Raw genomic sequence first — 25,272 nt, forward strand, 5'->3', positions numbered from 1 at the left:
CAGTGACACACCGGCTAGTTTTGGCTTACTGACAAAACGGCAGTAATAGCGCGTTATATTGCTTGGCATAGGCGATAGCACGTTGTTGCCACTCACGCTGCTGTTTATCTTTGAGCACGTCACTGGTGCCTTGCATATAACGTACATTGCATTTTGCAATTAAGCTGTCTTTTTGCTCCAGCGGCACCCCCGGCACCATCGCGCCTCTGCCCGCTACTGCCAACAAGCGAAAATCCTGTTTAGCTATCGCCTGCGCCACATCTTTCGCTGCATCGGCATTAACCACCCACGCCAGCTCTCCCGGAGAGCTCAAACTGATTGGTGCTTGCGGGTTTTCCACTTGTTCATTCCTCTGTGGTTCGTCATTTGCTTGGGTCACTGATTGCGTATCACTACATGCACTCAGCACGCCAAGCATACTGAGTACAGTTAAAGACAATTTTAGCATGCAAGCCTCCTTACCTGGCGGTAAACGCCCATCATTGCCAAGAGCAATAAACTCATCCATCCGATACTTCCACCACTACTACTGCTGTTATTGCTTGGCTCAGCGACGGTAATTGTCAATTGTGCCATCGCAGTTGCACCACTTGGGTCGCTAACCGTATAGGTGAGACTTTCACTACCAACAAAATTCGCTGCTGGCGCATAACTGATACCGCTAGAGGTGATGGTCGCTGTGCCTTGGCCACTATAATTAATTGCGCTAATGGTTAATGCATCTCCATCCACATCTGTATCGTTGGCAAGTACATTAATATTTACTGCGCCACTGCCTTTAGTCACTTGTGCGCTGTCATTGTTCGCAAGCGGTGCATCATTGACCGCAGTAACATTCACCACCAAGTTCACTGCGCTACTTTGCGCACTGCCGTCACTCACTGCAACAGAGACGTTTAAGCTCCCATTGAAATTGCTGGCAGGCGTAACACTCAAACCGCTGGCGGTATAGTTTTGCGCAGGTAAAATCACTAGTGATAAGTCACTTGCAGCATTGTCAACATCCGTAACTTGTAAATCACTCAGCGACAAAGTGAGCGCATTATCTTCGGCAACAGTCAGGCTCTTTTGTGCCGTGATCACTGGGGCATCATTCACCGCTCGCACCGTTACAGGCAAATTAAAAGGTGTGCTATCACTGTTACCGTCACTGACAACGATGCGCACCGTTAACACCCCAAAAAAGTTTGCAGTGGGCACAACTTGGTTATTTTCCACCGTATAATTGGTACCCGACAAAATTCTTACAGACAAGGCACTAGCTGGTGAGTCAACATCAGTTATCGTAAGTCCAGATTGCGCCACCGTAAAACGTGTATCCTCGTCAACCACAACACTGCTTGCGGCAGTGATCACTGGTGCGTCATTGACTGCAGTCACTGTGATTGTGAGGTTAAAGGTATTGCTATCAAATTTGCCATCATTCACCTTTACAGGCACTGACAAAGTGCCGTTGAAGTTGGCAGCAGGGATTATTTTGTCGCCGGAAACACTATAGTTGCTGCCGCTTCCCAAACTCAAAGTAAATACCCCAGGGTAGTCACTATCAGCATCTGAAACTTGTAAATCACTGAGTTTGATTTGCACTGCGATATCTTCTGGCGTGCTTAAACTGGTTTGACCAACAATCTGCGGCGGCAGTAAATTTGGTTTGCCTTGCACCGTAAAGTTACCATTATTTACGGCGAAAAAAATGTTGTCGCTACAGCGCACTTGAACCCGCGCCTGATTGGTTTGCAGCCCGGGCACAGCAACGGATTCATTGCCATCATTAGGCGTTGCTGCTTTTAATACCGTATTAAAAGTGTTGCCGCCATCATTGGAGAGCAAAATATCCACATTGCTACAATTGATTGGCGAATTGTTACTGCCGGCAGGGTTCCAAGTCACGCTCGGCGTGCTATTCTCATCCCACAGTGCACCACTCTCGGGAGCTGTTACCGCAAACGGCCCAGCACTTGCGATAACGTTAACCTGCATGGTGTCTGAGGCTATATTACCTTTACCATCACGGCCCACCAGTCGAAACGTCAAGCTTCTAGTGGTGGTAGGATAAGCTTCACCTGTCACTAGACTACCGCTCAACACACTCGCTAAACGGGGCAAATAGCGCACCGCTTCATTACTTGGTTGCCAAGCACGAAAGATAGGTCGACTGCCGTCATCCACCATGGTCGCTTTACTATTGGAGGCAGTGCCTAAGTCGAACTGTTCCCACGAATAGCTGAGCACGTCGTTCTCAGCATCAGTAGCGCTACCTGTGAGTTTAAACGCTGTGTTGGCAGGAATGGTGTAGTCGCTCCCTGCATTCACCACAGGTGCAGTGTTATTGAGAGCCGTTGTGGTGCCGCATATTGCAGTGTTGGCAATAAAGTTACGCATCTGTTCAAGTGAATGTGCGTGAAAAAACGCATCGGAATTGGCCTGTAGGTTCTCGTTTCCACAAATCCCTGCATAGGCCATTATGGTTGAACCGCTGCCTGGTTCATAAGCATCATTTGCAGAGCGCGTAGAGCAAGCGCCGGCAGTGCCATTAAAGCTATGTTGCCCCGCAAACTGATGGCCGATTTCATGGGCAACGTAATCTATTACGAATGGATCGGCAGTTGGGCTTGATGAGCCTGTCATACCACCCCATTTATAGTTGTTGTCACACACTACGCCAAGATACGCCACCCCACCGCCGCCAGTGTTGAATACATGGCCGATATCATAATTAGCCGTACCAATATTGTTCTCCATAACGCTTTGATTGGTATCTAAATCATCGTCAGTATTGGCATATGGGTCTGTCGCTGCATCGGTAAAAATCACCGCATCGTTATTGGCAACTAACTGTAGCTGGACAGATAAATCGCGTTGGTATACTTCATTAATGCGGTTGATGGCAGTCACAATGGCAGCTTGCGCCAATTCCTTAGTACCACCATGAAATGCGGTATATTCACCAGCCGCAGCAACCGCAATACGATAAGTTTTCAGCGTCTCTCCTGCACGCGCTTGGCGAAACTGAGTATCACCAAAGTCTGCAGCTCCGATGCGAGCTACCGCCTGTTCTTGACGCAGCAGCTGCGTATTGATGGCGTCTTCACGGAAATAACTAATGTGCGTATTGGCATCAAGTCGACTATACGGGTCAATATAAGCGCGTTTGCCTTGATAAATAAAACTACCGTGAAAACCCTGTGGGGTAATATCGAAGCGACCATTGTTCTCGGGATTATTTAATTGGTAGCCACTAAATGTGCGAAAAACGGGGAATTTTGCTGCCAACTCAGGGGCATAAACTGGTGAGTGAGTTAATCTAAAAGGTGCCAATGAGCCGTCTGGCATTGGCAGTTCAAGGTCAAAAGTCGTTTGCCCTGATTGCAATAGGAGATCACTCAACTGAGCGGCGGAGGTTCGATTGAGATAATAATGCTGCGCAGCGATATTCTGCTCTGCGATGCCCCCTGCAGGTTTGGCAACTACAGGTGTCCACCAAAGATTATTTGCTGCGACATTGAAAGCAGCCATTGAGCTGAGGCCAACTAAGCCCCAAGTCGCACGTAAAAACAATCGAAACATACCGTATCCGTTATTAATTTAGTGTAAACATTGATATTAAGCGCAAGTATAGAGGAGAATTCTCACACACCCTAATTCAGGAACGCATAAATTCCACTGCAGGCGGGGTTTTATACCCCGCAAGATTCAAGGTTACCAATTTGTCATCTCAACCTTAGCAGAGATACGACAGATTTCACGTACCTTCTATCTTTACTGCGAGAGGCAATAAAAGTTGTAGACTGGACTCAGTTGGGTCGACGTCATTTTACTTTTCGCGATGTCTTTGGATTGTAGCGCCGTGTTGACGGGCATATTTTGCGAAGTTTCACTTGCCGTTTGCTGCGTTGCATTCAGTAGCTGGCCATAAAGGTGCATTTCATCTTGCAAACCAAATGACATTAAACGTTGCGCTTGGGAAAGGAAGAATCGTGCTTTTTCTAGCTCTTCGGAGGAAGGGTGAGTTTGATAATTATTGATGGCGACCATTAATTGCAAATGCAGCAAGTATTCGTGATTATTTTTTACTACATCCATAATATATTGGCGAATGGTGTTGTGATAGCGCCAAAATGCATCCGTATTAGCGCTAACAATATAAACATGCAGCAGATTTAGACCCGCTCGTGCTGCACCAACATTATCTTTATTTATGCTGTGTGCACGGAATACTTTGAGATAGAGGGTTTCAGCTTGCGCAAAGTCACCTTGTAGTTGAGCGTCTTTAGCCACTTTATGCCACAATCGCGTGCGTTGGCGCCCTTCAATCGGTAAGTTGTCCATCTGCGTCAACAATAATTGGGCTTTTTCCCGTTGTGCTGAGGCAAGATAAGTAGAATGCAAATTGAGTAATATTCGCACTTGCTCGTTACTGTCTTGGGCTTTTGCAGCTAACGTTGCTGCACACTGATAGCTGGCTGCCGCAAAATCAAACTGCTGTCGATTGCGATATAAGATACCCAAATTGTTCAATAATTTATGCTCACTGCTACGGATATAAGCTTGCCATTTTGGCAATCTTAATTGTTCCGCTACTTGCTCAAAGTTCGCTAAATTACCTGTGACAGCAGCGGCTCTGATAACCCAAGTCATAGCATGGAAGGCTCCAGAAGAAGCTGGCAGTGATTGAATATGTGGCCACTGAGCAATAATCTGCTGAGGCTCCTTAGTAAATTGCTGACGCAATTTGGCTAAGTCGATATTGGCCCAACTTTGCAAGCTCAACAAACAGCAAAATGATCCTGCGATGAGTTTTAAACTAGCGAATCTCACAACACATCTACAACTCTTAATTTCTCTAGAGCCTTGTATCAAATTCAGGTAGAAGGTGCAATTATCAACGACGAATGGATGAATTAAAATTAATTTTTTAAGCATATATATGCAGTTTAATTTACCCAAGTTTCAGCATCAGCAGCTCACTTATATGCATGATTAGTAATCCAGTCCAATTTTAAGCTAGACTAAACACACCTAACCATTCGCAATTACGTTCTGCTGTTATGACTGATAAACCTTTTAGTGACGAAGCGTTCTCACAGCGGTTTTCCTATAGCATCTCTCTAGGTGTCAATCCGATGTGTCTCAAAGTCGTTGCCAAAGGTTTTGGCAAACCTGATGATGTTTTAGCTATGTATGAAGATATTCGTCAGCATATTAAACAAGATAACCTGAGCAATTTGCTGTTAGATGTTAAGTCCCTGACTTTGTCTTATAGTGGCAGCGACGTTGTGCGCGTATTACACGCCTTAGAAACCACATTACGCGTTTTAAACGTGGCTAGAATAGTGGATTTGTCTGACTATAAAAGCGACCTTATTGAGTTATTTGCGTCGGATCACAATATCAGCCTTAAAAGTTTTATTAGCGAACAAGATGCTCTGGCATGGCTACGAGCACAAAGCCAAGTTTAACTTGCGAAATACTGCGCCAAAAAACAACCCATACTCTATTTAAGTGGTTTATAGCATAAACACCTAAGTCGTCCGGTTGATGAACATAACGCTATTTTTTAGCATAGGCTTTTGGCGTACAGCCAAACCAACGTCGAAACGCCTTATTAAAGGCCGCTTGCTCAGCAAAGCCTAAATGCCAAGCTAACTCTGCAAGCGGTAATGTGCCTAACAGCAATGTTGCACGCCGCTGCTGCTCAGCTTGCAGTAGCACCGCAAAACTCGACTGCTCTGCATTCAATTTACGTTGTAAATGTCGAGTGGAGATCCCAAGAGATGCTGCCAAAATAGGTAATTTACAATGCCTCAGATCCAATTGTTGTTGTAAGGTTTGCCGTACTAATTCGGCAAAGCTAGGAGTCAGTTGTAATTGCCCTCGCTGCGTCTCATTGAGCTGCTTAAGCGCTTGATAAAGCACTGGATTATTGCTGTTAAAGGGGAGGTGTAAATAATCATTTGGAAACAAGATGCGGTTTGCAGGTTGGCTCCCTTGCACTTCACAACCAAACCAAGCCGTTAAAGTGCTGATTTCATCAGAATTGAGTGGAAAACTGAATTCAATCCGCGTGGGTGCAAATACCAGCTGATGAAGCCTTCTTGCTGTGGCAACCCAAGCTGTCATATTACGCAAAATGAGCTGTTTATCGTCTTCATTCAACGCACTATTATGCGCACTTTGCACAAGTTGCCAACCAACCCAAGCATATTTTTCTGCTTCGACGAATTCAGCTTTACCAATATCCGCCACCAGGACGTCATAAGCCAGCAGCGCTTTAATGGCGTCTTTTAAATTCGCGCAGGCATCCACTAAATACCCTAACGCACCATAATCGGCGAGCTGAATATGTTGACCAAGGTAAAAGCCAAATAATGGTTCATCCAACTCTGTTACTGCAAAATCGAGCAAAGCGCGGTATACATTAAGTGGCACTCGCTGAGCCTTATCAGGCAAAGTATATTCAATTTGTGCTAAAGCATAATCAGACTGACAACCTCGCGTGGCTAAATAGTACAATACACTCTGAAAATAGGCATAAGACGTTGAACTCATCGTGCAACTCCTTGCATGGCGCAAAATGACAAAAATTCGGCGTAACAGTGCAAGACTGCCAGATATTTTCACAATAAGCTAGTTTCAACCGCCCTCTTTGGAATTCAACATGATTGAGATAGCTTGCAGCCAATATGTTGCAACCAACCCCAGTAATCTGCTTAGTACCTTACTCGATCATGATAACTTGTCGCGATTTTTCCGTGCTCAGATCAGCACCCATCGCACTGCAACACAGCATCTAACAGGTGGTGTTGGTTGTGTTCGCGAAGTACGCCATTTTCCATTTCGTTTTTTTGAACTTATCGAAAAAGCCGACCTCGACGGTATTCGCTATCGCATTTTAGGCCAAGTTCCGTTAAGGGATCATCGCGGCGAAATCACTTTTCAGCCCCATGGCTTGGGCACCTATATTGCGTACCGCATATCAGGCACTGCACCTTGGTGGCTGCCTAGTGGCATATTGCGCAGCGCCATTAGCCGCGAAATCCAGCGTGCACTAAAAAATTTGGCTGCTTATTATGCCCAGCGCTGAATTGATCTTATTGGCATTAAGCCCAGTTTTTTTGTGCTGTATTGTATTAGAGTTTTGCTTAGCTCGACGTTTTTATCGTTACCAAGATAGCGCCACCAATACTGCTTTGGCCTTACTGCATCAAGCCGCTGATGGGCTTGCTCTGCTCCTGTTAATGCCCTACTTCAGTTTGCTGCATCAATCCGCTTGGTTCGTCATACCATTTAATGGCTGGACGCTATGCTTGGCGTTTATATTGCAGGATTTCTTATACTATTGGTTTCATCGCGCATCGCATCGTATTCACTGGTTTTGGGCCGCGCATGCGGTGCACCACAGCTCAAAATGGATGAACTTAACGACGGCTTTTCGACAAAGTGTGATGTACCCCGTTGCTGGCATGTGGCTGTTTTGGACACCTATGATGCTTTTGGGCTATCCACCACAGCTGGTATTTACTGTGGTGGCGTTGAATTTGGCATTTCAATTTTTTGTCCATACTCAAACAGTGAAGCGCTTGGGTTGGCTAGAGCACATTTTCAATACCCCCAGCCATCATCGCGTGCATCATGGCAAAAATCCGTGCTATTTAGATAAAAACTTTGCTGGGGTGCTGATTATCTGGGACAAACTGTTTGGCACCTTTCAACATGAACTTGCCGATACTCCTGTTGAATTTGGTATTGTTGGCAAAGCCCCGAGTAATAATCCGCTGGCATGTAATTTTTCACCTTGGTATTGGCTGTTCAAGCAATACCGCGCTGCCAGTGGCTATAAAGCTAAACTCAACGTTTTGTTTGGGCCACCTAACCATGAGCCAGAGTAATATCAGCGTCTTGCTCAGCGGTTGAATATGCTCCATCAAATAGGCAAACACGGTTACGCCCCGCTTGTTTTGCAAGATACAACGCTTTGTCAGCACGAAGAATTAAATCTTGTAGCGCTTCGCCGCTTTGCCATTGGGCAACACCAATACTCACCGTAAACCGCATATTTTTTTGAAAAGTCACGGCAACAATTTGTTCCGCTGTCAGTTTACGTAATCGCTCCGCGATGATTGTCGCGTGCTCACTATCACAATCTGGTAGCATGACAATAAATTCCTCACCACCGTAGCGCACTATCATATCCGTCAACTTGAGTTCTTTGCGCAGTAACTCAACAAATAGACGCAGCACCTTGTCACCCGTAATATGGCTGTAGTTATCGTTAATTGTTTTAAATTTGTCTAAATCTAATAACAATAAACTCAGTGGTGATTTCTGTTTTTTCGCCTGTTGTAATAGCGTTGGCGCTTCACTTTCAAAATAGTGGCGGTTGTAAGCTCGAGTTAACTGATCGGTTTGCGCTTGACGTTTTAACTCCTCTTGCGCTATACGCATCCGCTCTAGTAATTTAATGCGATGCGAGAGAATAAACGCCAACATTAGCGCTTCAAGTAGAATGCCAAGACCCACACTGTGACTGGTAAAGTAGTTGTAAGGTAACAGTCCCTTGTAATAGAGCACAGCTACCGCATTACACGCAAAAAACGCTAAGTGACCAACTAAGAACAGTTTCGCAAATGGATTACCTTTACCTAATAACGACACTGCAACCCATAGGGTAATAATAATAGTCATCGCAGCAAGACTGCTCGCAAAGTGTAGCGCACCCACAACATCGAACAAACCGTAAACAAAGTCGCCCGCTAACAACATCAATACCACCAATAAAGCGCGATGTTCTTTTGGGTGGCTGTTACGCGTCGCAAAAATACTCATCATAAACAGCACTAAAAACATCGGCATGGCAATTAATGTCAGATGGAGCATCATGACTTTTTGCCCATACCACTTTAGCTGATCGGCCAGTAAGCCATAAGACAGCGCTATCCACACCGCCCCAGAGATCAAGTACAAAGAATAAAAAATATTTTCTATTCGATAAGACGAAATATAGAGGAAAATGTTGTACAACATCAGCGCCAATAACATGCCGACCAGCAAGGCTACATCGCTACGACTGCCAACCAGAGCTTGTTTTGAACTTTCAGCATCGTACAGTTTTAAGCTAAACCATTGATGTGAGTAAGACTCGGTTTTGATGTATAAATCTAGCTGCGCACCTTTAGGTAATACAACGGGAAACACAGCAGCTGCGCCGTATAATAACGCTGAAGAAGGTGATACATCAAAATCTAACACTTTCTCTGCAATGAGGTTGCCGGCTCTAAAAACGTACAGACTGACTGCTCGATTATGGTACGCAGCAGGATGATGCAGATATAACACCCGCTCTTCACTGGCGACGCTCATTAGTCGCACCCGGCTCCAAGTTACCTTAGCTTGGGTGCCAAGCGAAATACTATTACTGGCAGAGATAAAGTCTTGTTGTAGGACGTCGTTGACAGCCATATTCTGTGACGTATCGACAAAGTAATCCATGGCAAAATGCTCAAAACTCACTTGTGAGTCGCTGATATACAGCATTTGCACTCGCTCAGCCGCTTTGACTTGCCATCCCAGCAACATAAAAAAACAAAGCCATAACGCTGCATACACTCGTAAATTCTGTTTAAGCGACGTTTGTTGCCATCCACTTTGTACCATGCTCACCTTTGCACCATCACGCGTTACCACCCGCTGAGTTTAGCAATAATCAGTGACTTCCCGCGCTTACACGCGCTTACAGCAGGTACAGCCCTGCGTTGCTGGCGCAGCATTATCACTATCGCAAATAGAGATACAATCATTAAGTGCGATGTATATTTTTTGTAATGCGATGTAATTGAGTTTTTAACAAACTCAACTAAGCTTGCGTAGTTCCCGCAAACAAGGAGTTATTTGCCATGCAAAACTATCAATTACCCGTTGCACTGTTGCTTGCCAGCAGTGCTTTTATATCTGACGCATTAGCGGCAGGTCCAAGTGGCATCGATTATTCGATGTATTTTAACGCCGATGTCCGCGATGCAGAATATTGCCAACTTACCTATAGCAAAAAGCGCTACGACTACGGTCAAGACGTCACCAACCCAGCTATGACATGTCCGGATGCTTTCTCTTGGCAATTGTTTACTGAAGTTGTGCATGATCGTTTTTGGTCAAATTGGGCGCAAGAAACGCAAAACTGGCCCGTACAGCCATACCCACTCTGTACTGCAGATCAATCACCCGCGACTGCGTCTTGTTGTATGCCAGGTAGTAATGACAATGATAAAGATCACTGCCCTGTGTTCCCCGGTGACAAATACAGCAAATTACTCAAGTTACTAGACGGCGCCAATGACAGCAAAGCGGCAACCTTATTAAGCTCTAACCCTGAGCTCATCTTAAAAGGTCGGCCATCTATTCTTGAACACGGCAAAAACTTAAAGCGTGTAGTGCACGATACCAAATCGCAGCAATGTAGCGCCGCGCAAATCGCCTCTTTGATCCCAGAAAACTACGAGAGCAAAGGTCGCATCATGCGCCAAACCAACAATGAGATCACGGTGCGTAACCGCCCGTTCCATTACTATTTGTTCCGCAACGACTTATACAATGCCAACGGGGTATTAGAGGTATTTAAAGATAATGCCGCTAATCAACTTGCGAATGCACCATTCCATCAAAGCAACGAATCAGCAAAGCGAAATGCTGATGCTGGAAAACAGCAGCTTACCACTATCGACTTGCCGCCTGCAGCTATCATGATTAAGAGTAACTGGATTTATCAAGGTTTGGCTGAGCAGCTAGGCATGCTGGGAGACAACAATCAATACATCACCAAAACACTGACTACCCCAGTTTGCGTCGCTAAAGATAAAAATGATGAAACTTGCGACCAAACTAAGCACCCTGAAAACTATTGTGATTTAACGGGTCCCCATTACTTACTCGCGTTTCATATTTCATCTAAAGATGTACCACAGTGGGTATGGACGACATTTGAACATGTTGATAACCCCGGTCGCTGTGACTTTACTGGCTGTAACGATGCGTTTGGATACAAAAGTCCAGAAACCGCACCCGGTAAAAACGCCGCTGACAACTACTTAAAGCCGCGTCAACATAGCGACCAGTTAAGCTCACCAAGCACAGTATATAACCGTGACACTGTGTATCCAAAAGAGCAAATCCGTCCGGAGCTGGCTACATTATTTAAAGCGCGTGGTATTGCTACAGGCCTAAGTACCAGCCGCGTAGAGCCAGATCCAGAAGATAAAGCCTGGTTAAACTATCGATTAAAAGGCTCACAAGTTAACTTTGTTGACCACACTGGGCGCAGTACCTTGTTGGGTAACTCCATTACCGAAGCGGGCTTTATGCAACAATCAAGCTGCATTAGCTGCCACTCGCGCGCGGGTGTCCATCTACAAGCATCAGTTCGTGACGGCAAGGCCACTGAATCGGCAGAGTTCTTGCGTTTAAGTGTGTTTGAGCGCCAACTCAGTGACTTTGGCTATCAGCAAAGCGTCCACAACACACCTAAACCAGAATGGTTTTACAATAACGATGACCAATCGACTTTAGATGTATTACAGACCGACTTCATTTGGGGTTTTTTATTCGCACGCCCCTTATGCACAGACGGCAACTGTAAATAGCAAGCGATTTATCGCAGCGGGCTTATGCCCGCTCGCGATAACCCACTTTCCTAGCCTGCTCATTTTTGTGTAAAAATTAGTGACTTCGCTCTCGCTTATTTACCCTAAGCACTCTACACTCAGCCTAATAGTTCTCAACTCTAGACAAGCAACAGCAGCACTTCTTAAGTGCATTTAAATCTACAGTTAACAAGTTAAAATTCAAGGAAATCTCGCCATAAGAGGACGGAGTATATGACTGAGAGTAACAGCAAAATTATTTTATTAATGCGCCATGCTAAAGCTGAAGAGTTACAGCCCGAACAGCTTGATGAAGCCCGCGAGTTAACCAAAGCGGGTGAACAACAGGCTAAGCGTGTTGCGGATTTTTTGAGTGGACAAAACCTTGTGCCAGCACAAGTATTAAGTAGCCCATACCCTAGAGCGCAGCAAAGCGCTGAGCTGGTATTAAAGCAATTGCAAAAATCAGCCAAGGTAGCAAAACAACTCGCGGTGCAACAGGAAGCAGCCCTTGCCTTAAACGCACCAGTGAAGCAATTTCAGGACTTACTTAGCGCACAATGGCCGTCGTTAGCTGGCGTGTCTTTATGGGTGAGCCATGAGCCGAATATTTCACGCTATTTATCGCGCTTATTAGCAAGCAAAAGCACAGTATATGACATTAAAAAAGCTTCTGTGACCGCGCTACAAATCACCAAAGCAGAAGACAGTGAGCAACTGATGGTGAAATTACTATTCACTCTACCACCCAAACTTATGCCAAAGTAACGCATCAACCGCGCTGTTCAGCGCGGTTTGAAATTATTCCCCCCTACTCGCTACAATAAATTCCCCCACCACACAAGCGGCTATTTCGTTAACCTTAGCGCATGGACTGACTATTAGTGGCAGAGTTATCGGCAAGCACACCTTCACTGTGGAAATGAAGGCAATCCTAGGTACATACTCGGAACCCATAACATGTTCATTTACCATAGGACTACTCCCTCACGATTGTGATGCTGCTTGACACACCATTTACAATTAATAACGTATTTATTTTGCTCCCTGCTTAGGATTCGATACTATCGCAAAAGACCTCAAACAAGGGATTTAATATGAAGAAAATAATAACGATAGGACTCAGCTTAGTTTCTGTTGCAATTTTATCAGCTTGTGTCGCACAACATTCAACGGACGTAACTTCGCCCAATAGTCAAAAACAAGCGGCTATGGTGGCACCAAAGGCGACAAAAATACCCCATACCATGACCATACACGGTGATACCCGAGTCGATAACTATTACTGGTTAAGAGACGACAGCCGCAGTGACAGCAAAGTATTAGATTACCTTAGTGCCGAAAATAATTACTTGGCACAAACTTTAGGTCACACTGAGCCGTTGCAAGCCACTTTGTTTGATGAGCTTAAAGGACGAATAGTTAAAGACGACACCTCGGTGCCTGTGCGCAAAGGCAACTATTACTATTATCGAGAGGTGTCGGGTGATAATGAATACCCCGTGTTCCTGCGCTCCAGCGATGCCGCGGGACACAATAAACAGGTACTATTAGACGTTAACGACCTTGCCAAAGGTCATAGTTATTACCAAGTGGGTGGCTTTTGTGCAAGCCCTAACGACAAACTCCTTGCTTATTCCGAAGATACCCTGAGCCGACGTCTTTACACCATCAAAGTCAAAGACTTAGCTACTGGTGAGTTGCTACCAGACACCATCACCCAAGCGCAGGGTAATATCGTGTGGGGCAATAGCAACAAGGTGTTTTACTACGTTAAAAAAGATCCACAAACCTTGTTGGGATACCAAGTCTATCGTCATGTACTAGGGACATCACAAGCCGAAGATCAACTGATCTTTGAAGAACAAGACACCTCTTTCTATACCTATATTTATAAAAGTAAAGATAGTGACGTGATTTATGTCGTTCATGATGCAACCGAAACGTCAGCAGTATCGCTAATTGATGCAAATGATGACAATGCCAAATTAAAGCCATTCTTAGCGCGAGAAACTGGGCTCGAATACAGTGTGGCAAAACGTGGTGATGAATACTATGTGCTCACCAACTGGCAGGCTAAAAACTTTCGCTTAATGAAAGTGCACCAAAACCAATTGGGCAATAAACAGCTTTGGCAACCTGTAATAGCAGCTAATGATGCAGTCAAACTGGAAAATATAGAGCTATTTGATCAGCATTTGGTTTACCAACAACGGGAAAATGGCTTAACTAAGCTCACCATTCGCGACTTAAACAACCATAAAGAGATCCCGCTGCAATTTAACGATACCGCCTTTATGGCCTATTTATCGGGTAATGAAATGCTCGATAACGATGAAGTACGCTTGGTTTACACCAGTATGACTACACCTATGAGTACTTTGGCATTTTCACTCAAAAGTGGTCAACGAACTGTGCTTAAACAAACTGAAGTACCAGGCTATGACCCAAGCTTGTATCAATCTGAGCGAATTTTCATTACCGCACGAGATGGAGTGAAAGTGCCCGTCAGTCTGGTCTATCGTAAAGATCTATTTAAGCAAGATGGTACTAACCCGCTTTATCAATATGGCTATGGCTCTTATGGTGCAACGATAGATCCAAGCTTTCGCAGTGCCGCATTAAGTTTGCTTGACCGCGGTTTTGTGTACGCCATAGCCCATGTTCGGGGCTCACAAATGCTTGGTCGGCCTTGGTATGAAGACGGCAAAAAGTTCAAGAAACAGAATACCTTCAATGATTTCATTGATGTTACTCAAGCCTTAGTTGCAAAGCGTTACGCAGCTAAAGATAAAGTGTTTGCGGTTGGCGGTAGCGCCGGTGGCCTTCTCATGGGTGCTGTTATCAACCAAGCACCTGAATTGTATAAAGGTGTTGCAGCTCATGTGCCATTTGTAGATGTGGTGACAACCATGTTAGATAGCAGCTTACCACTTACCACCAATGAGTATGATGAATGGGGCAATCCGAATGACAAAGCCTACTATGAGTATATGAAGAGTTACTCACCGTACGACCAAGTCAAGGCGCAAGCATACCCGAATTTGTTAGTCACGACGGGCTTGCATGATTCGCAAGTGCAATATTTTGAACCAGCCAAGTGGGTTGCCAAACTGCGTGAATACAAAACTGACAATAACAAGTTACTCTTTAAAACGGATATGAAAGCCGGTCATGGTGGCGCTTCTGGGCGCTACTCCAAACTTCACGATACCGCCTTGGAGTACGCGTTTTTCTTAGATTTATTAGCAGATAAATAAGCGAATACCGTCACAAAACCCAGCATCCGCTGGGTTTTTGCTTTTGTTAAGGTAAAGCTTTAATTAGCTGTTGCAACTCAGGCAGCAAAGCTTGCAACTGTTCATGTTGATTTTGACTCACCATCACGTACAACACGTTAAAGAACGCGGTGGTATTATGGATTTTGGCAAGCCCTAACTCACTTTGATACATCTCCTGCCAAGTGGCAAAAGGTGCTGGCGAAGCGAGTAATTTTAGTTGTTCAACCAATGCCGCTCGCGCAATTTTGCCGCGCAGGTAAAAATACACGAGCGGTAAAGCCAATCTTTTTGGCTCACCAAAATGATAAGCATGCTCAGTAGGCGACACTTGCGACAATAGCGCAGTGACTAGAGTCGCGGCTTGAGCTTCGCTGATTTCCGGGTTCAATGCCAGCTGTAAAGCAATATCAGCAGTATGCGCGACTAAATGCCGCCACCCTTCACGCGCGTTAAAACCGCGATAATCGTCAATACTGCGCATCAAATTAGCTGTAGCATCAACTACCTGCTGGCGTTCATCAGAGCTCAAATAAGGTGTAATACGGTCAACTCGTACCACCTCAGCTAAAATCAAAGCCGAAAACGCCGTCAGAAACTTGTCTTCGTCCAAAGCGGCATTTTTTAAATTTGTCATCAGCGCATTAAGCAACTGCCTAGTTGCAGCTTCATCCAGCTGCTTGCCACGTAACCAATGCTGATAAGCTTCATAAACCACGCCATCGCGAATATGCGGATTGGGATGGCCGATACAAGTTAATAACTGCTGCGCAGTTTGTGCAATCGTTGCAGGTGGCGTAGGGATAAACTGCTGAGTTTTTAAGGCACTTAACTCGGCGTCACTAAAGTACTCACTGCATTGTGCAGCAGGTTCCACCGCTACTGCAAAAACCTTGATACTTATTAAACCGACCAGTCCCACCAAATACCGTCTTTTCATTACTCCAACCTCTTGTTATTTTCATTAAGTTAGGGCTTAAATACGCACCGGTAAATAATTAATATACTGCACCATGCGCGGTTGTGAAGTGGTATTCGGACGGCTGCCATGTGGTAACCATTGGTGCCAAATAATTAAATCGCCCGCATTGGCGGCAATCGCTTTGGCGCCCAGCGCATGTAAATCTTGCTGTTGGGGGTCCGCTGCTGGCGGTAACTCTGCCAGCCAAGTTGGCAAATGATGCTGAAAGCCCGGCACTAAGGTGAAGGCGCCCTGCTCAGCGGCGGTGTCGGTTAGGTATAAAATGCCTTGGGTGCCAAATTGCAGCGGCTTATTAAAATTAATGTCCCAATGCAGATCCGGTCCGCTAAACTCAAAGCCTTGTCGCTCTGGTGGATTAAACCCGCCTCTATCCGCACTGACCCTTAAATCAGCAGTTTGCCATAATTGCGCGAACGCTTTATGAATACGAGCTGCGTGACGATTAGCAGCAAAAGCCGGATGTTGGATGAGTTCAACCATAATGCCACTGCGATTATGGAGTGAATACCATGTATCGGGTTGCTCTGGCTCCGCCTTGAGATATTGCCAAAGTGCTTGCTCGGCCTCTTTTGCCGCGGCGAGCGACACCGCATTTTTAACAATCACATAGCCATGTTCCTGCCAATGCGCCAGATCTTCTTGCGATAACACATCTGGTATCTGTTCAATTTCATGCAACCACGCCTTCAGCTCCCCTGAATATGGCTTTTGCTGATAAATCGCCTGCAAGCGGGCTAAGGTATGCGCGCAAGGCTGACCGACTTTGGTAACCATCCAATGTTCCAGCTCACTGAAACTTGGCCGCTCGGCATACACAAAATTGAGCACTTGATGTAACCCCACGCCGAGTAAATCAAACAACATGCGGTCTAATTCGTGCTCATCTTCACGCGATGCTGCACTTTGTGGCGCAGCCACACTGCTGTACCAAAAACGTTTTAAATGGGGAATGCCCAGAGGGCTGAGCTCAAGAGAACTGGGTAGCTGCGCGTGCATGCCTAATATCCTTGTATCTGTAATGGCATATTACTGCATATTGGCATTATAACTACAAGCAGGCCAGTACCTTAGCACTGGCCCCTGCTGTTTAGTTTTTATGATAGCGTTTTAACCACGCCAGGGTATGCTCAATTTTCGAGATCATCCGTGACGGCCGCGCCGCAATACCATGTGGCGCACCGGGCACTCGCACTAACACAGTGTCGACCTTACGCAGTTTTAATGCTTGGTAAAACTGCTCTGATTCTGACATTGGCGTACGGCGGTCTTCCTCACCTGTCATGATCATGGCTGGCGTAGTGACGTTGCCCACTAGCGATAACGGTGAACGCTGCCAGTAATGCTCTAAGTGCTCCCATGGCATGCCAGGGAACTGATTACGAATTTGCCCTAAGTAACTGTCTGCAGTGAGCACTTTACTCACCCAGTTGATCACAGGTTTGGTGATGACGGCCGCGTTAAATCTGTCGGTTAGGCCAATAGCGTAAGCCGTGGCAATCCCACCCGCTGAGCCTCCCGCGATAAAGAGATTTTGTTCGTCGATAAAGCCTTTTTTAAGCAGCGCATTAATAGCTGAATTATGGTCAGCAAAATCCTCTTTTGAGCTATATTTGCCATCGAGTAACAACGAGAATTTTTCACCGTAACCAGTCGAACCTCGGTAATTTACATACACCACCACATAACCTTCGGTCGCATAGCGCTGTAGTTCGGCCGCAAAATGTGGGCCGTAGGCAAGGTATGGACCACCATGGATCTCTAATAACAATGGGTATTTTTTATTGGCCTCAAAATCAGGTGGGGTGATGTACCAACCTTGGATTGCTTGGCCGTCAAATTCCGATTGGAAGTTCAGCTCATGCACTTCACCGAGCTTTTTGTGCGCCAGCAAATCTTCATTCACTTGGGTCAACGTGCTGCGCTTGCCTTTGTGCCATAAGCCCAAGTCTGCTGGGCGCTGACTAGAACCCTGAGTATAAGCGAGAGTGCCATTGCTAGATGCACTGAAATCGCCACTGGTATAAGGGCGCCCAAGCGACGTACCAGATACATCGTCAACCAAGTTGCTAACTTTCCCTTGCGCAGATAGTTTGGCGAGCTTACGCTTGCCAAAATCATCATATTGCAACACATATTCGCCCTTGCCAATCATGGCGTAGCTTTCCACTGAACGGTCAAAATCAGGCGTGAGTATAGTCACCGCTTGATCTTTTAAGTTCAGTTTTGCCAAGCGCGCAGTCACATACGGCAGCGGCGGATTGTCGCGCGCAATAAAACTCAGCGCATCACCACTGGCAGCAAATTGCGGTGCGGATTCACGCCCCGGCAATGAGGTTAATTGCTTAAGCTCGCCTGTGTGCAGTTGTACTTCATAGAGATCAGCCTCTGTGGTTTGATATTCCCAATCCGCGCTGAGATCCGCAGAAAACACCACGCCTTTACCGTCAGGTCGCCACGCCAGTGGGCCATTATGTTGAAAATCCCCAGTTGTTAACTGCCTAGGCGTACCACCTGTCGCTGGCAGCACAAAAACATGACGAAATGCCGGTTCTAACAGCCCCGCGCCATCCGCTTGATACTTAGCTTTGTCGATAATTTTGACTGGCTCTGACCATTTCGCACCAGCGGGTTTCACTGGTAATTTAACCGACTTGGCAAAATCCGACTTACCTTGCGGCACATTCATGGTAAAAGCCAATTGTTCACCATCTGGCGACCATACCAAATTGCTCACCGCTTTAGATAACTGTGTCAGCACTGCTTGTTTATCTTCCGCCAACCAATAGACATGGAGCTGACGACTGCCACTCATATTACTGGTGAACGCAATACGGCGGCTATCTGGCGACCATACCGCTTGACTATAGCTATGCTCATCGGCAAACAGCGGATAATGGCTTTGCTTTTCCAAATCGTAAAGCCACAGGCTAGTTTTGGTCGCATCTTTCATGATGTCGAAACCACTACGCACATAAACGATTTTCTTGCCATCTGGGCTGATCTGCGGCGAATTTACATACTCAAGTTGGAAAATGTCTTCAGCAACAAAACGGCTACTGCTAGGCGCTGCATGTGCGCTAAAAACTGGCACGCTGCTTAACAAGCCCGCAGTGGCGAGCAATAAAGTGGTTATTTTCATTATCAGGCTACTTTATGGTCGAAAACCTCATCCTAAGCGGCAATGGTTTTGGCCTCAACCACCTTGAGACCAAAACCAGAATTTCACTGATAGAATGAGTTCACCCCAGTTCAGAAACAACACCACTGACCGATGCAGTATTAGCCTGATTGGCAATGGTTACTACCGCACGTTTAGTCATTAAGCGCTTAGCAATTTAACCGTTTTGATTAAAAATGGCGTGATTGAGCAAAAAATCAATCACCGCGCGAGTGCGTTTGGCCACATGCTTACGTGACGGGTAAACCAGTGAAAACACCAAAGGCTCGCTCGCTAGTGACGGCATAATACGGCGCAATTGCCCACTGCGGATCTCTTTAGCCACCGTTGACGGAAACAAAGACGCAACGCCCAACCCAGCAATGGCCATATGCTGCAACAGAAGCGGCGAGTCACAGAGGTGAAAATGCTGCGGTTGCACTGTCACTTGCTGCGCGCCTTGATAATAGCTTTGTAACCCAGTCGCCGACTGCTGGCGCAAACATACCCACGGCAAGCTTTCTAAGCTTTTGATATCGAAGGGCTCGCCATATCGGCCTAAAAAAGCAGGGCTGGCAAACAAAGCAAAACTGTCTTGATGCAATGGTCTTGCGACCAACGCGGCATCTTTTGGGAAGCCGACTCTTATCCCTAAGTCCAACTGCTGTTCAATTAAGTCTAAAGGATTGTCGTCAATCACAAGATCTAATGTCACTTGGCGAAAGCGCTGGCTTAGCTCAGGTAACAGTGGTAACAAAAAGCGATGCGCGACATCATGAGTCATAGTGATCCTGACCTTGCCGCTGGGTTCGGGCTCAGCCAGGCTATGGTTAATGTCGTTGAGGATAAGCTCAAGCTGCTGCGCTTTGTCAAATACCGTTTGCCCTTCTTGAGTTAATCTTAGTTGTCGCGTACTGCGTTGCAACAACCGCACATTAAGCTGATGTTCTAGCAGCGATACTTGCTCACTGATCCGCGAGCGGCTGCTGCCAAGTTGCTGCGCTGCTGCTGCAAAACTCCCCGTTTCAACCACTTTGGCAAATATAGCCAAGAGCTTTAACGAATTAGCATTTATTGTTATCAATATCCGAACTCTCTATTACAAATTAGTCGGCTTATGGTTACTTAAGCTTAGCGGCATAATGCCTGTCATCGCAACATTGAATTACCTTTGAGGAGCACAACATGATTGCAATTACCGGCGCCAATGGCCAACTCGGACGTTTAGTCATTAAAGCCTTATTAGACCGTACCCCAGCAAACACGCTTATCGCCATAGTGCGCGATAAAAACACCGTTGCCGATTTAGCGGCCTTAGGCGTGACAGTGCGTGAAGCTGACTATGACCAACCACAAAGCTACGTAGCAGCATTAGCAGGAGTGGAAAAACTGCTATTGATCTCCAGCAATGCCATTGGTCGTCGCGTACCGCAGCACCAAGCTGTGATTAACGCAGCCAAGCAACAAGGGGTACGTTTACTTGCCTATACCAGTATTTTGCATGCTGATAGCTCACCGCTCCAGTTGGCATCGGAGCACAAAGCTACCGAAGCGCTGATTGTGCAATCAGGTGTGCCGTATGTGCTGCTCAGAAATGGTTGGTACAACGAAAATTACACCGCAGGGGTGAGCAATGTAATCGCCCATGGTGCTCTACTTGGCGTGGCTGACCAAGGTGAGCTATTCACCGCGGCGCGCTATGACTACGCAGAAGCCGCAGCGGTGGTGTTAACTACAGCGCAACACGACAATCAAGTTTATGAATTAGCTGGCGACTTTGGCTTTAGCCTAAGCGAATTTGCCGCCCTCATTGCCACAGCCAGTAAGCAAGCGATTGCAACTCAGTTTATGAGTGAGGCGCAGTATACTGACTTTTTAACCCAAGTTGGCTTACCGTACGATTTTGCTGCGCTATTGGCCGATGCTGAGCAACAGGCAAAAAGTGGTTGGTTAGCAGAGCGCTCAGGTACGCTTAGTCGTTTACTTGGTCGCCCCACTACGCCTATTACAGTGAGTATCGACAATGCGTTAAGCGCCTCACCCGCAGCATAATTTTCAGCAACCTAATAGGCAGTCGCTCAGTTTGAGCGACTGCCTACGCACTCACAGCATAAAAATCTACGCCCTTCTGGTTAATCTCATTTCTTAATTCCTTGAGTTCGTATTACACTTTTCGCAGTCAAGCAATGCGCTGCCCAACTATGCGCGTCGTGTATCCAACAAACGAGGATAAAACCATGATCCAACAAGGACAAACCCTGCCAGCTGCAACTTTGAGCCAACTCACCAAAGACGGTATGGTTCAGCACCCAACCGCTGAGCTTTTTGCTGGTAAAAAAGCCGTAGTATTTGCGGTACCAGGTGCTTTTACACCAACCTGCTCTGAAGCCCATTTACCAGGTTATGTGGTATTGGCAGATCAACTCAAAGCCAAAGGCGTCGATTTTATTGCTTGTGTGTCTGTCAATGATGCGTTTGTGATGAAAGCCTGGGGCGAAGCACAAAACGCCAGTGAATTGATGATGTTAGCAGATGGCGATGGCAGCTTTACCAAAGCACTAGGCTTAGAAATGGATACGGCCGGCTTTGGTGGTGTGCGCTCACAACGTTACGCTATGGTAGTTGATAATGGAGTGGTGACAACATTGAATGTTGAAGCACCAAAGAGTTTTGAAGTCAGTAAAGCCGAAGTGATTTTGGCAGCGCTATAAGCCAAACACCTTAAGCAAAATGGCGGTGTTTTAAACCGCCATTTCATCTCAGTATCCGCCTTTCTATTGCAACAACGCCACATCCAAGGTCTCAATAAAACTTAGCACGGTCTCACTGACTTGGTGATAAAACGCAACGTCTACTTTATCTGCGGTATCGCGAGGTGAATGGTAATCTTCATGATCCGCCACCCCAAAATAAATAAACGGCACGCCATGCTGATTAAACGCGCCATGATCTGAGCTTAAACTCCAGTCTTCAGTGCGCCCTGCCACATACCAAGGGCGATCATGCGCCAGCAACAATTTCGCCTGACTGACTTTTTGTATTTCAGCTAACACAGGTTTCAGCCAAGGTTGCTGATAAGTGCCCACCGCATATAACAACTTGTTGGTATCGCGGCTTAACATATCAACATTGACGTTAAACGCGAGCTGCTTTGGGTCTAAAAACGATTCTCTAAACAGCGCATAAGCCCCTTGTAAACCGCGCTCTTCGGCATCTAGCGCGACAAACAACAGCGGATGGCGCAGTGGCTGCTGCTGGAAATAGCGCGCCAATGCCAACATAGTAGCAACCCCAGATGCATTATCATCAGCACCATGGAATATCTTACCGTCTTTGCTACCTAAATGGTCATAATGAGCTGTGATCACAATCGGGTTAAGCCCGGCTTGGGTGCCGGGGAGCATACCCAAGACATTCGCGGCGCCCTCAATGCCTGCAATTTTGACATTGCGACCGCGTAGTAGCCGCGACCAATTGTTGTGCTCAGGTACGCTAAATGGTTGTAAATAGCCATCACTTCCTGCTGGAACTAAACCAATGGCTTGAAACTGCTCCGCTATCCATTGCCGTGCGGCAAGCCCACCTTGCGTGCCAATACCGCGCCCTTCGCGCTCACTGGCGGCAAGCCAAGTAACATCCGCCATCATGCGTTCAATATCCAAGCGCTGTAACGCTGTACTCGAAACCTCTGTTGGCGTAATAGCTTTGATGCGTGCGGCCTCACGCTCGGTTAAATAACTCATGGTGGTTTGAAAAGTGACATAAGCAATCACGGATATCACGGCAACCGTCAATATGCGGCGTTGCCAACTGCGAGGTTTAAACATTTGCTTCTCTTTATTCTGCACCCAAAATACGGGCAATTTTGGCACTTTAACCAAGCCAGCTACAGGACTCAAGGTTTTACAGCCAAATCAGCAACATTAGGCGATAAACTCAAGTCAGTTTTCACTGTCACTGCTCAGTAAACAGGCGTATCATAGTGGTTGGGCCTGTTGCCCAAAAGTTAGCCCAAGTCAAAGCAGGTTATAACGAACTAGGTATAGACCTTAACCTCACCTAGTCTGCTGTATCTAGCTCTTTATAACTTCTTAAAGGGCATAACTATGGAACAACCTCTTCCTAATATCGTGATTGTTGGCGGCGGCGCAGGCGGCCTAGAACTTGCGACCAAGTTAGGACATAAACTGGGGAAATCACGACGCGCAAATATCACCTTAATTGACAAAAACCGCACCCATATCTGGAAACCTTTGCTACATGAAGTTGCAACGGGTTCACTAGACACCAGTATCGACGGCGTTGCTTACTCAGCCCATGCCGCTAAGCACGGTTTTCAATTTATTTTAGGTGAGTTTACTGCTCTCGATACCGACACCAATACCCTTACGCTGAAAGCCCAGCGCGGCGACCACGACAAAATCATCTTGCCTGAACGGCATATCCGTTTCGATACCTTAGTGCTGGCGATTGGCAGTATCAGCAACGATTTCAATACTCCCGGTGTTGCTCAGCATTGTTTCTTCCTTGACACTCAACAACAAGCCGAGCGCTTTCAAAACGCCCTGCTCAATAGTTTTACCCGCTTACATCAGGCCGACCCAAACGGTGAAAATCATCTTAATATTGCGATTGTCGGTGGCGGTGCGACAGGCGTGGAGCTCAGCGCTGAGCTAATACACGTCGCTAAGCTTTTGAAATTGTACGGGATGGCAGCGATTACCAATGCCAAGTTCAACATTCAGCTGATTGAAGCCGGCCCGCGCATTTTACCCGCCTTACCTGAGCGCATTGCGAACTCCGCACGTCGCGAGTTACAACGTCTAGGCATTGCCGTGATGGAAGATACACGCATTACCGAGGCCACCAGCGATGGCTTTGTCACCCACACCGGACAAGTCTTACAGGCCGATTTAATGCTTTGGGCGGCGGGGGTAAAAGTAGCGGATTTTATTGCTAAACTTGGTTGCTTTGAGCTAACTCGCAATAACCAAATTAAGGTCGATAACACCTTAAAAGCGTTTGGTCAGCATAATATTTACGTGCTGGGCGATGCCGCTGCCTGTGAACAAGCGGATGGTAAATTTGTGCCGCCAAGAGCGCAAGCTGCGCACCAAATGGCCAGTAACCTGGCGAAAAATATCTTGGCCACCATGGCAGGCAAACCGCAAAAGCCGTTTGTCTACCACGACCACGGCTCACTGGTGAATTTGGCGCGCTATAGTGCAGTAGGTAGTTTAATGGGCAATTTGACCAATAACACCATGTTTATTGAAGGGAAAATGGCGCGTTTGATGTATGTATCACTTTATCGCATGCACCAAAATGCCATTCACGGCCCCTTTAAAACGGTCGCTTTATGGCTGGCAGAAAAACTGCTACGTATCGTAAGACCCAAAATGAAACTGCACTAATACGCCTTTACTTAACTTACTGGAGCCTCAACCAAGACTAAACATGGTCGCTGAGGTTCCGTTCGCATTTGTGCTGTTGCTGATTGCAAACGATATTTAATCAGCCACATGTATAAACGCTTCAAAAAATTTCCGTCTAATCCCAACCTTTTGCTCACTGCTCGCGACTAATCCATTAAATCCACCTTACGGAAGCGTCACCATGAACAGCAAATTCTTTATCTCGAGTATGGCAGCCCTTAGCTTAGGATTGGCCTCAACCACATTTGCCAACACCGTGAACAATACTGAATATGTTTTAGTTGCGTACAAAAATTGCCAACCAGTTCTGACTCAAGCTCTAAACCAAGAACAGATGTTAGCCCATTTAGCGCTCCAAGATGCAGAAACCGAGTTCACTCAGCGCTCAGCTCCGCTAAAGAAACTTGAACTCATTACTAAGCAGTTTGAATCGAGAATAAAACAAGCTGAACAAGACCAAAACTATGCTGAACTTGGTCGACTTGGCCAACAAATGGAGCGCGAATTTCAACAGCTTGAAGTTGAGTTACAACAAGTTGAACGCCAAGGTCATGAATTAGAGCGCCGTGCACATCGTTTAGAGCGCGCCATTGAGCCAAGTCTGGCTGGCATCAAACATGACAACATACAAATCATACCAGCTGGGCAAACACCAAGTATGTGTTCCTAATTACCAATTCCCCACCACACTCCCTGATTTACGCGGCTTGCCGCGTTTTTTCTTTGCTAATTTGGCCTCATAGAAGATGTTTTAGTATCATAGTACGCAATTCTCCTCTGCCGACCG

Annotated in this window: 20 protein-coding genes; 10 read left to right on the plus strand and 10 right to left on the minus strand. The window is 46.3% G+C overall.

The window, feature by feature from the left end; genetic code table 11:
- Positions 1-25 precede the first annotated feature (25 nt).
- From ACFOEE_RS00055 to ACFOEE_RS00065, 3 genes are all read right to left on the minus strand, one after another.
- Positions 26-448: a hypothetical protein gene (locus ACFOEE_RS00055; protein WP_377119600.1), complete on the minus strand. Its 423-nt coding sequence runs from the start codon at positions 446-448 to the stop codon at positions 26-28.
- Entirely contained in the window at positions 442-3,567 is a 3,126-nt protein-coding gene (locus ACFOEE_RS00060) for a tandem-95 repeat protein (protein WP_377119603.1), read from the minus strand. Before ACFOEE_RS00060 ends, ACFOEE_RS00055 begins: the two co-directional genes overlap by 7 nt.
- Positions 3,568-3,759: 192 nt before the next feature.
- Positions 3,760-4,773, minus strand: a complete 1,014-nt coding sequence (locus tag ACFOEE_RS00065) for a hypothetical protein (protein WP_377119605.1) — start codon at positions 4,771-4,773, stop codon at positions 3,760-3,762.
- A 275-nt stretch (positions 4,774-5,048) separates the two neighbouring features.
- Here ACFOEE_RS00065 and ACFOEE_RS00070 point away from each other — a divergent pair, with 275 nt between their 5' ends.
- Entirely contained in the window at positions 5,049-5,459 is a 411-nt protein-coding gene (locus tag ACFOEE_RS00070; RefSeq protein WP_377119608.1) for a hypothetical protein, read from the plus strand.
- Between the two features lie 91 nt (positions 5,460-5,550).
- On the opposite strand, the gene ACFOEE_RS00075 is transcribed toward ACFOEE_RS00070, so the two are convergent.
- Positions 5,551-6,549: an AraC family transcriptional regulator gene (locus tag ACFOEE_RS00075; protein ID WP_377119611.1), complete on the minus strand. Its 999-nt coding sequence runs from the start codon at positions 6,547-6,549 to the stop codon at positions 5,551-5,553.
- Positions 6,550-6,658: 109 nt separating this feature from the next.
- Between ACFOEE_RS00075 and ACFOEE_RS00080 the strand changes: the two genes are divergently transcribed.
- Both ACFOEE_RS00080 and ACFOEE_RS00085 read left to right on the plus strand, forming a co-directional pair.
- Positions 6,659-7,084, plus strand: a complete 426-nt coding sequence (locus ACFOEE_RS00080; RefSeq protein ID WP_377119613.1) for an SRPBCC family protein — start codon at positions 6,659-6,661, stop codon at positions 7,082-7,084.
- Positions 7,071-7,889: a sterol desaturase family protein gene (locus ACFOEE_RS00085; protein WP_377119616.1), complete on the plus strand. Its 819-nt coding sequence runs from the start codon at positions 7,071-7,073 to the stop codon at positions 7,887-7,889. Before ACFOEE_RS00080 ends, ACFOEE_RS00085 begins: the two co-directional genes overlap by 14 nt.
- On the opposite strand, the gene ACFOEE_RS00090 is transcribed toward ACFOEE_RS00085, so the two are convergent.
- Entirely contained in the window at positions 7,870-9,654 is a 1,785-nt protein-coding gene (locus ACFOEE_RS00090) for a sensor domain-containing diguanylate cyclase (protein ID WP_377119619.1), read from the minus strand. The two genes, ACFOEE_RS00085 and ACFOEE_RS00090, sit on opposite strands and share 20 nt — an antisense overlap.
- A 239-nt stretch (positions 9,655-9,893) precedes the next feature.
- Here ACFOEE_RS00090 and ACFOEE_RS00095 point away from each other — a divergent pair, with 239 nt between their 5' ends.
- The 3 genes from ACFOEE_RS00095 to ACFOEE_RS20495 all read left to right on the plus strand — a co-directional run bounded on the left by ACFOEE_RS00095 (position 9,894) and on the right by ACFOEE_RS20495 (position 14,893).
- On the plus strand, positions 9,894-11,633 hold the full coding sequence (locus ACFOEE_RS00095; protein ID WP_377119622.1) for a hypothetical protein: 1,740 nt from the start codon (positions 9,894-9,896) through the stop codon (positions 11,631-11,633).
- A 234-nt stretch (positions 11,634-11,867) separates the two neighbouring features.
- The gene (locus ACFOEE_RS00100; RefSeq protein WP_377119624.1) at positions 11,868-12,401 is read left to right on the plus strand and encodes a SixA phosphatase family protein; all 534 of its coding nucleotides are present in this window, start codon (positions 11,868-11,870) and stop codon (positions 12,399-12,401) included.
- A gap of 329 nt (positions 12,402-12,730) precedes the next feature.
- Positions 12,731-14,893: a S9 family peptidase gene (locus ACFOEE_RS20495; RefSeq protein WP_449301145.1), complete on the plus strand. Its 2,163-nt coding sequence runs from the start codon at positions 12,731-12,733 to the stop codon at positions 14,891-14,893.
- A 46-nt stretch (positions 14,894-14,939) separates the two neighbouring features.
- Here the strand turns inward: ACFOEE_RS20495 and ACFOEE_RS00120 are convergent, their stop codons facing one another.
- The 4 genes from ACFOEE_RS00120 to ACFOEE_RS00135 form a co-directional block, all read right to left on the minus strand.
- Complete coding sequence (locus ACFOEE_RS00120) at positions 14,940-15,851, minus strand: DUF2785 domain-containing protein (protein WP_377119627.1); 912 nt, start codon at positions 15,849-15,851, stop codon at positions 14,940-14,942.
- A gap of 36 nt (positions 15,852-15,887) precedes the next feature.
- A complete protein-coding gene (locus ACFOEE_RS00125; protein ID WP_377119630.1) occupies positions 15,888-16,889 on the minus strand; it encodes a phytanoyl-CoA dioxygenase family protein in 1,002 nt (333 codons plus the stop codon).
- Positions 16,890-16,980: 91 nt separating this feature from the next.
- A complete protein-coding gene (locus ACFOEE_RS00130) occupies positions 16,981-19,032 on the minus strand; it encodes a S9 family peptidase (RefSeq protein WP_377119634.1) in 2,052 nt (683 codons plus the stop codon).
- Between the two features lie 196 nt (positions 19,033-19,228).
- Entirely contained in the window at positions 19,229-20,134 is a 906-nt protein-coding gene (locus ACFOEE_RS00135) for a LysR family transcriptional regulator (RefSeq protein WP_377119637.1), read from the minus strand.
- A 101-nt stretch (positions 20,135-20,235) separates the two neighbouring features.
- On the opposite strand from ACFOEE_RS00135, the gene ACFOEE_RS00140 reads away from it, so the two are divergent.
- Both ACFOEE_RS00140 and ACFOEE_RS00145 read left to right on the plus strand, forming a co-directional pair.
- Positions 20,236-21,102: an SDR family oxidoreductase gene (locus tag ACFOEE_RS00140; RefSeq protein ID WP_377119640.1), complete on the plus strand. Its 867-nt coding sequence runs from the start codon at positions 20,236-20,238 to the stop codon at positions 21,100-21,102.
- A 185-nt stretch (positions 21,103-21,287) separates the two neighbouring features.
- Positions 21,288-21,761: a peroxiredoxin gene (locus ACFOEE_RS00145; protein WP_377119643.1), complete on the plus strand. Its 474-nt coding sequence runs from the start codon at positions 21,288-21,290 to the stop codon at positions 21,759-21,761.
- A gap of 63 nt (positions 21,762-21,824) precedes the next feature.
- On the opposite strand, the gene ACFOEE_RS00150 is transcribed toward ACFOEE_RS00145, so the two are convergent.
- Positions 21,825-22,877 (minus strand): M28 family peptidase, encoded by a 1,053-nt coding sequence (locus tag ACFOEE_RS00150; RefSeq protein WP_377119645.1) that lies wholly within the window; start codon positions 22,875-22,877, stop codon positions 21,825-21,827.
- Between the two features lie 279 nt (positions 22,878-23,156).
- On the opposite strand from ACFOEE_RS00150, the gene ACFOEE_RS00155 reads away from it, so the two are divergent.
- The gene (locus ACFOEE_RS00155; RefSeq protein ID WP_377119648.1) at positions 23,157-24,464 is read left to right on the plus strand and encodes an NAD(P)/FAD-dependent oxidoreductase; all 1,308 of its coding nucleotides are present in this window, start codon (positions 23,157-23,159) and stop codon (positions 24,462-24,464) included.
- A gap of 202 nt (positions 24,465-24,666) precedes the next feature.
- Entirely contained in the window at positions 24,667-25,155 is a 489-nt protein-coding gene (locus ACFOEE_RS00160; protein WP_377119651.1) for a hypothetical protein, read from the plus strand.
- Positions 25,156-25,272: the final 117 nt, after the last annotated feature.

The organism is Pseudoalteromonas fenneropenaei (genome assembly GCF_042643375.1).
GTDB classification, from domain to species: Bacteria; Pseudomonadota; Gammaproteobacteria; order Enterobacterales; family Alteromonadaceae; genus Pseudoalteromonas; species Pseudoalteromonas fenneropenaei.

Bases quoted from the DNA above. Each gene is read 5' to 3' on its own strand.
- ACFOEE_RS00055 (WP_377119600.1), bottom strand. From the start codon at position 448: ATGCTAAAATTGTCTTTAACTGTACTCAGTATGCTTGGCGTGCTGAGT.
- ACFOEE_RS00060 (WP_377119603.1), bottom strand. From the start codon at position 3,567: ATGTTTCGATTGTTTTTACGTGCGACTTGGGGCTTAGTTGGCCTCAGC.
- ACFOEE_RS00070 (WP_377119608.1), top strand. From the start codon at position 5,049: ATGACTGATAAACCTTTTAGTGACGAAGCGTTCTCACAGCGGTTTTCC.
- ACFOEE_RS00075 (WP_377119611.1), bottom strand. From the start codon at position 6,549: ATGAGTTCAACGTCTTATGCCTATTTTCAGAGTGTATTGTACTATTTA.
- ACFOEE_RS00080 (WP_377119613.1), top strand. From the start codon at position 6,659: ATGATTGAGATAGCTTGCAGCCAATATGTTGCAACCAACCCCAGTAAT.
- ACFOEE_RS00085 (WP_377119616.1), top strand. From the start codon at position 7,071: ATGCCCAGCGCTGAATTGATCTTATTGGCATTAAGCCCAGTTTTTTTG.
- ACFOEE_RS00090 (WP_377119619.1), bottom strand. From the start codon at position 9,654: ATGGTACAAAGTGGATGGCAACAAACGTCGCTTAAACAGAATTTACGA.
- ACFOEE_RS00095 (WP_377119622.1), top strand. From the start codon at position 9,894: ATGCAAAACTATCAATTACCCGTTGCACTGTTGCTTGCCAGCAGTGCT.
- ACFOEE_RS00100 (WP_377119624.1), top strand. From the start codon at position 11,868: ATGACTGAGAGTAACAGCAAAATTATTTTATTAATGCGCCATGCTAAA.
- ACFOEE_RS20495 (WP_449301145.1), top strand. From the start codon at position 12,731: ATGAAGAAAATAATAACGATAGGACTCAGCTTAGTTTCTGTTGCAATT.
- ACFOEE_RS00120 (WP_377119627.1), bottom strand. From the start codon at position 15,851: ATGAAAAGACGGTATTTGGTGGGACTGGTCGGTTTAATAAGTATCAAG.
- ACFOEE_RS00125 (WP_377119630.1), bottom strand. From the start codon at position 16,889: ATGCACGCGCAGCTACCCAGTTCTCTTGAGCTCAGCCCTCTGGGCATT.
- ACFOEE_RS00130 (WP_377119634.1), bottom strand. From the start codon at position 19,032: ATGAAAATAACCACTTTATTGCTCGCCACTGCGGGCTTGTTAAGCAGC.
- ACFOEE_RS00140 (WP_377119640.1), top strand. From the start codon at position 20,236: ATGATTGCAATTACCGGCGCCAATGGCCAACTCGGACGTTTAGTCATT.
- ACFOEE_RS00145 (WP_377119643.1), top strand. From the start codon at position 21,288: ATGATCCAACAAGGACAAACCCTGCCAGCTGCAACTTTGAGCCAACTC.
- ACFOEE_RS00150 (WP_377119645.1), bottom strand. From the start codon at position 22,877: ATGTTTAAACCTCGCAGTTGGCAACGCCGCATATTGACGGTTGCCGTG.
- ACFOEE_RS00155 (WP_377119648.1), top strand. From the start codon at position 23,157: ATGGAACAACCTCTTCCTAATATCGTGATTGTTGGCGGCGGCGCAGGC.
- ACFOEE_RS00160 (WP_377119651.1), top strand. From the start codon at position 24,667: ATGAACAGCAAATTCTTTATCTCGAGTATGGCAGCCCTTAGCTTAGGA.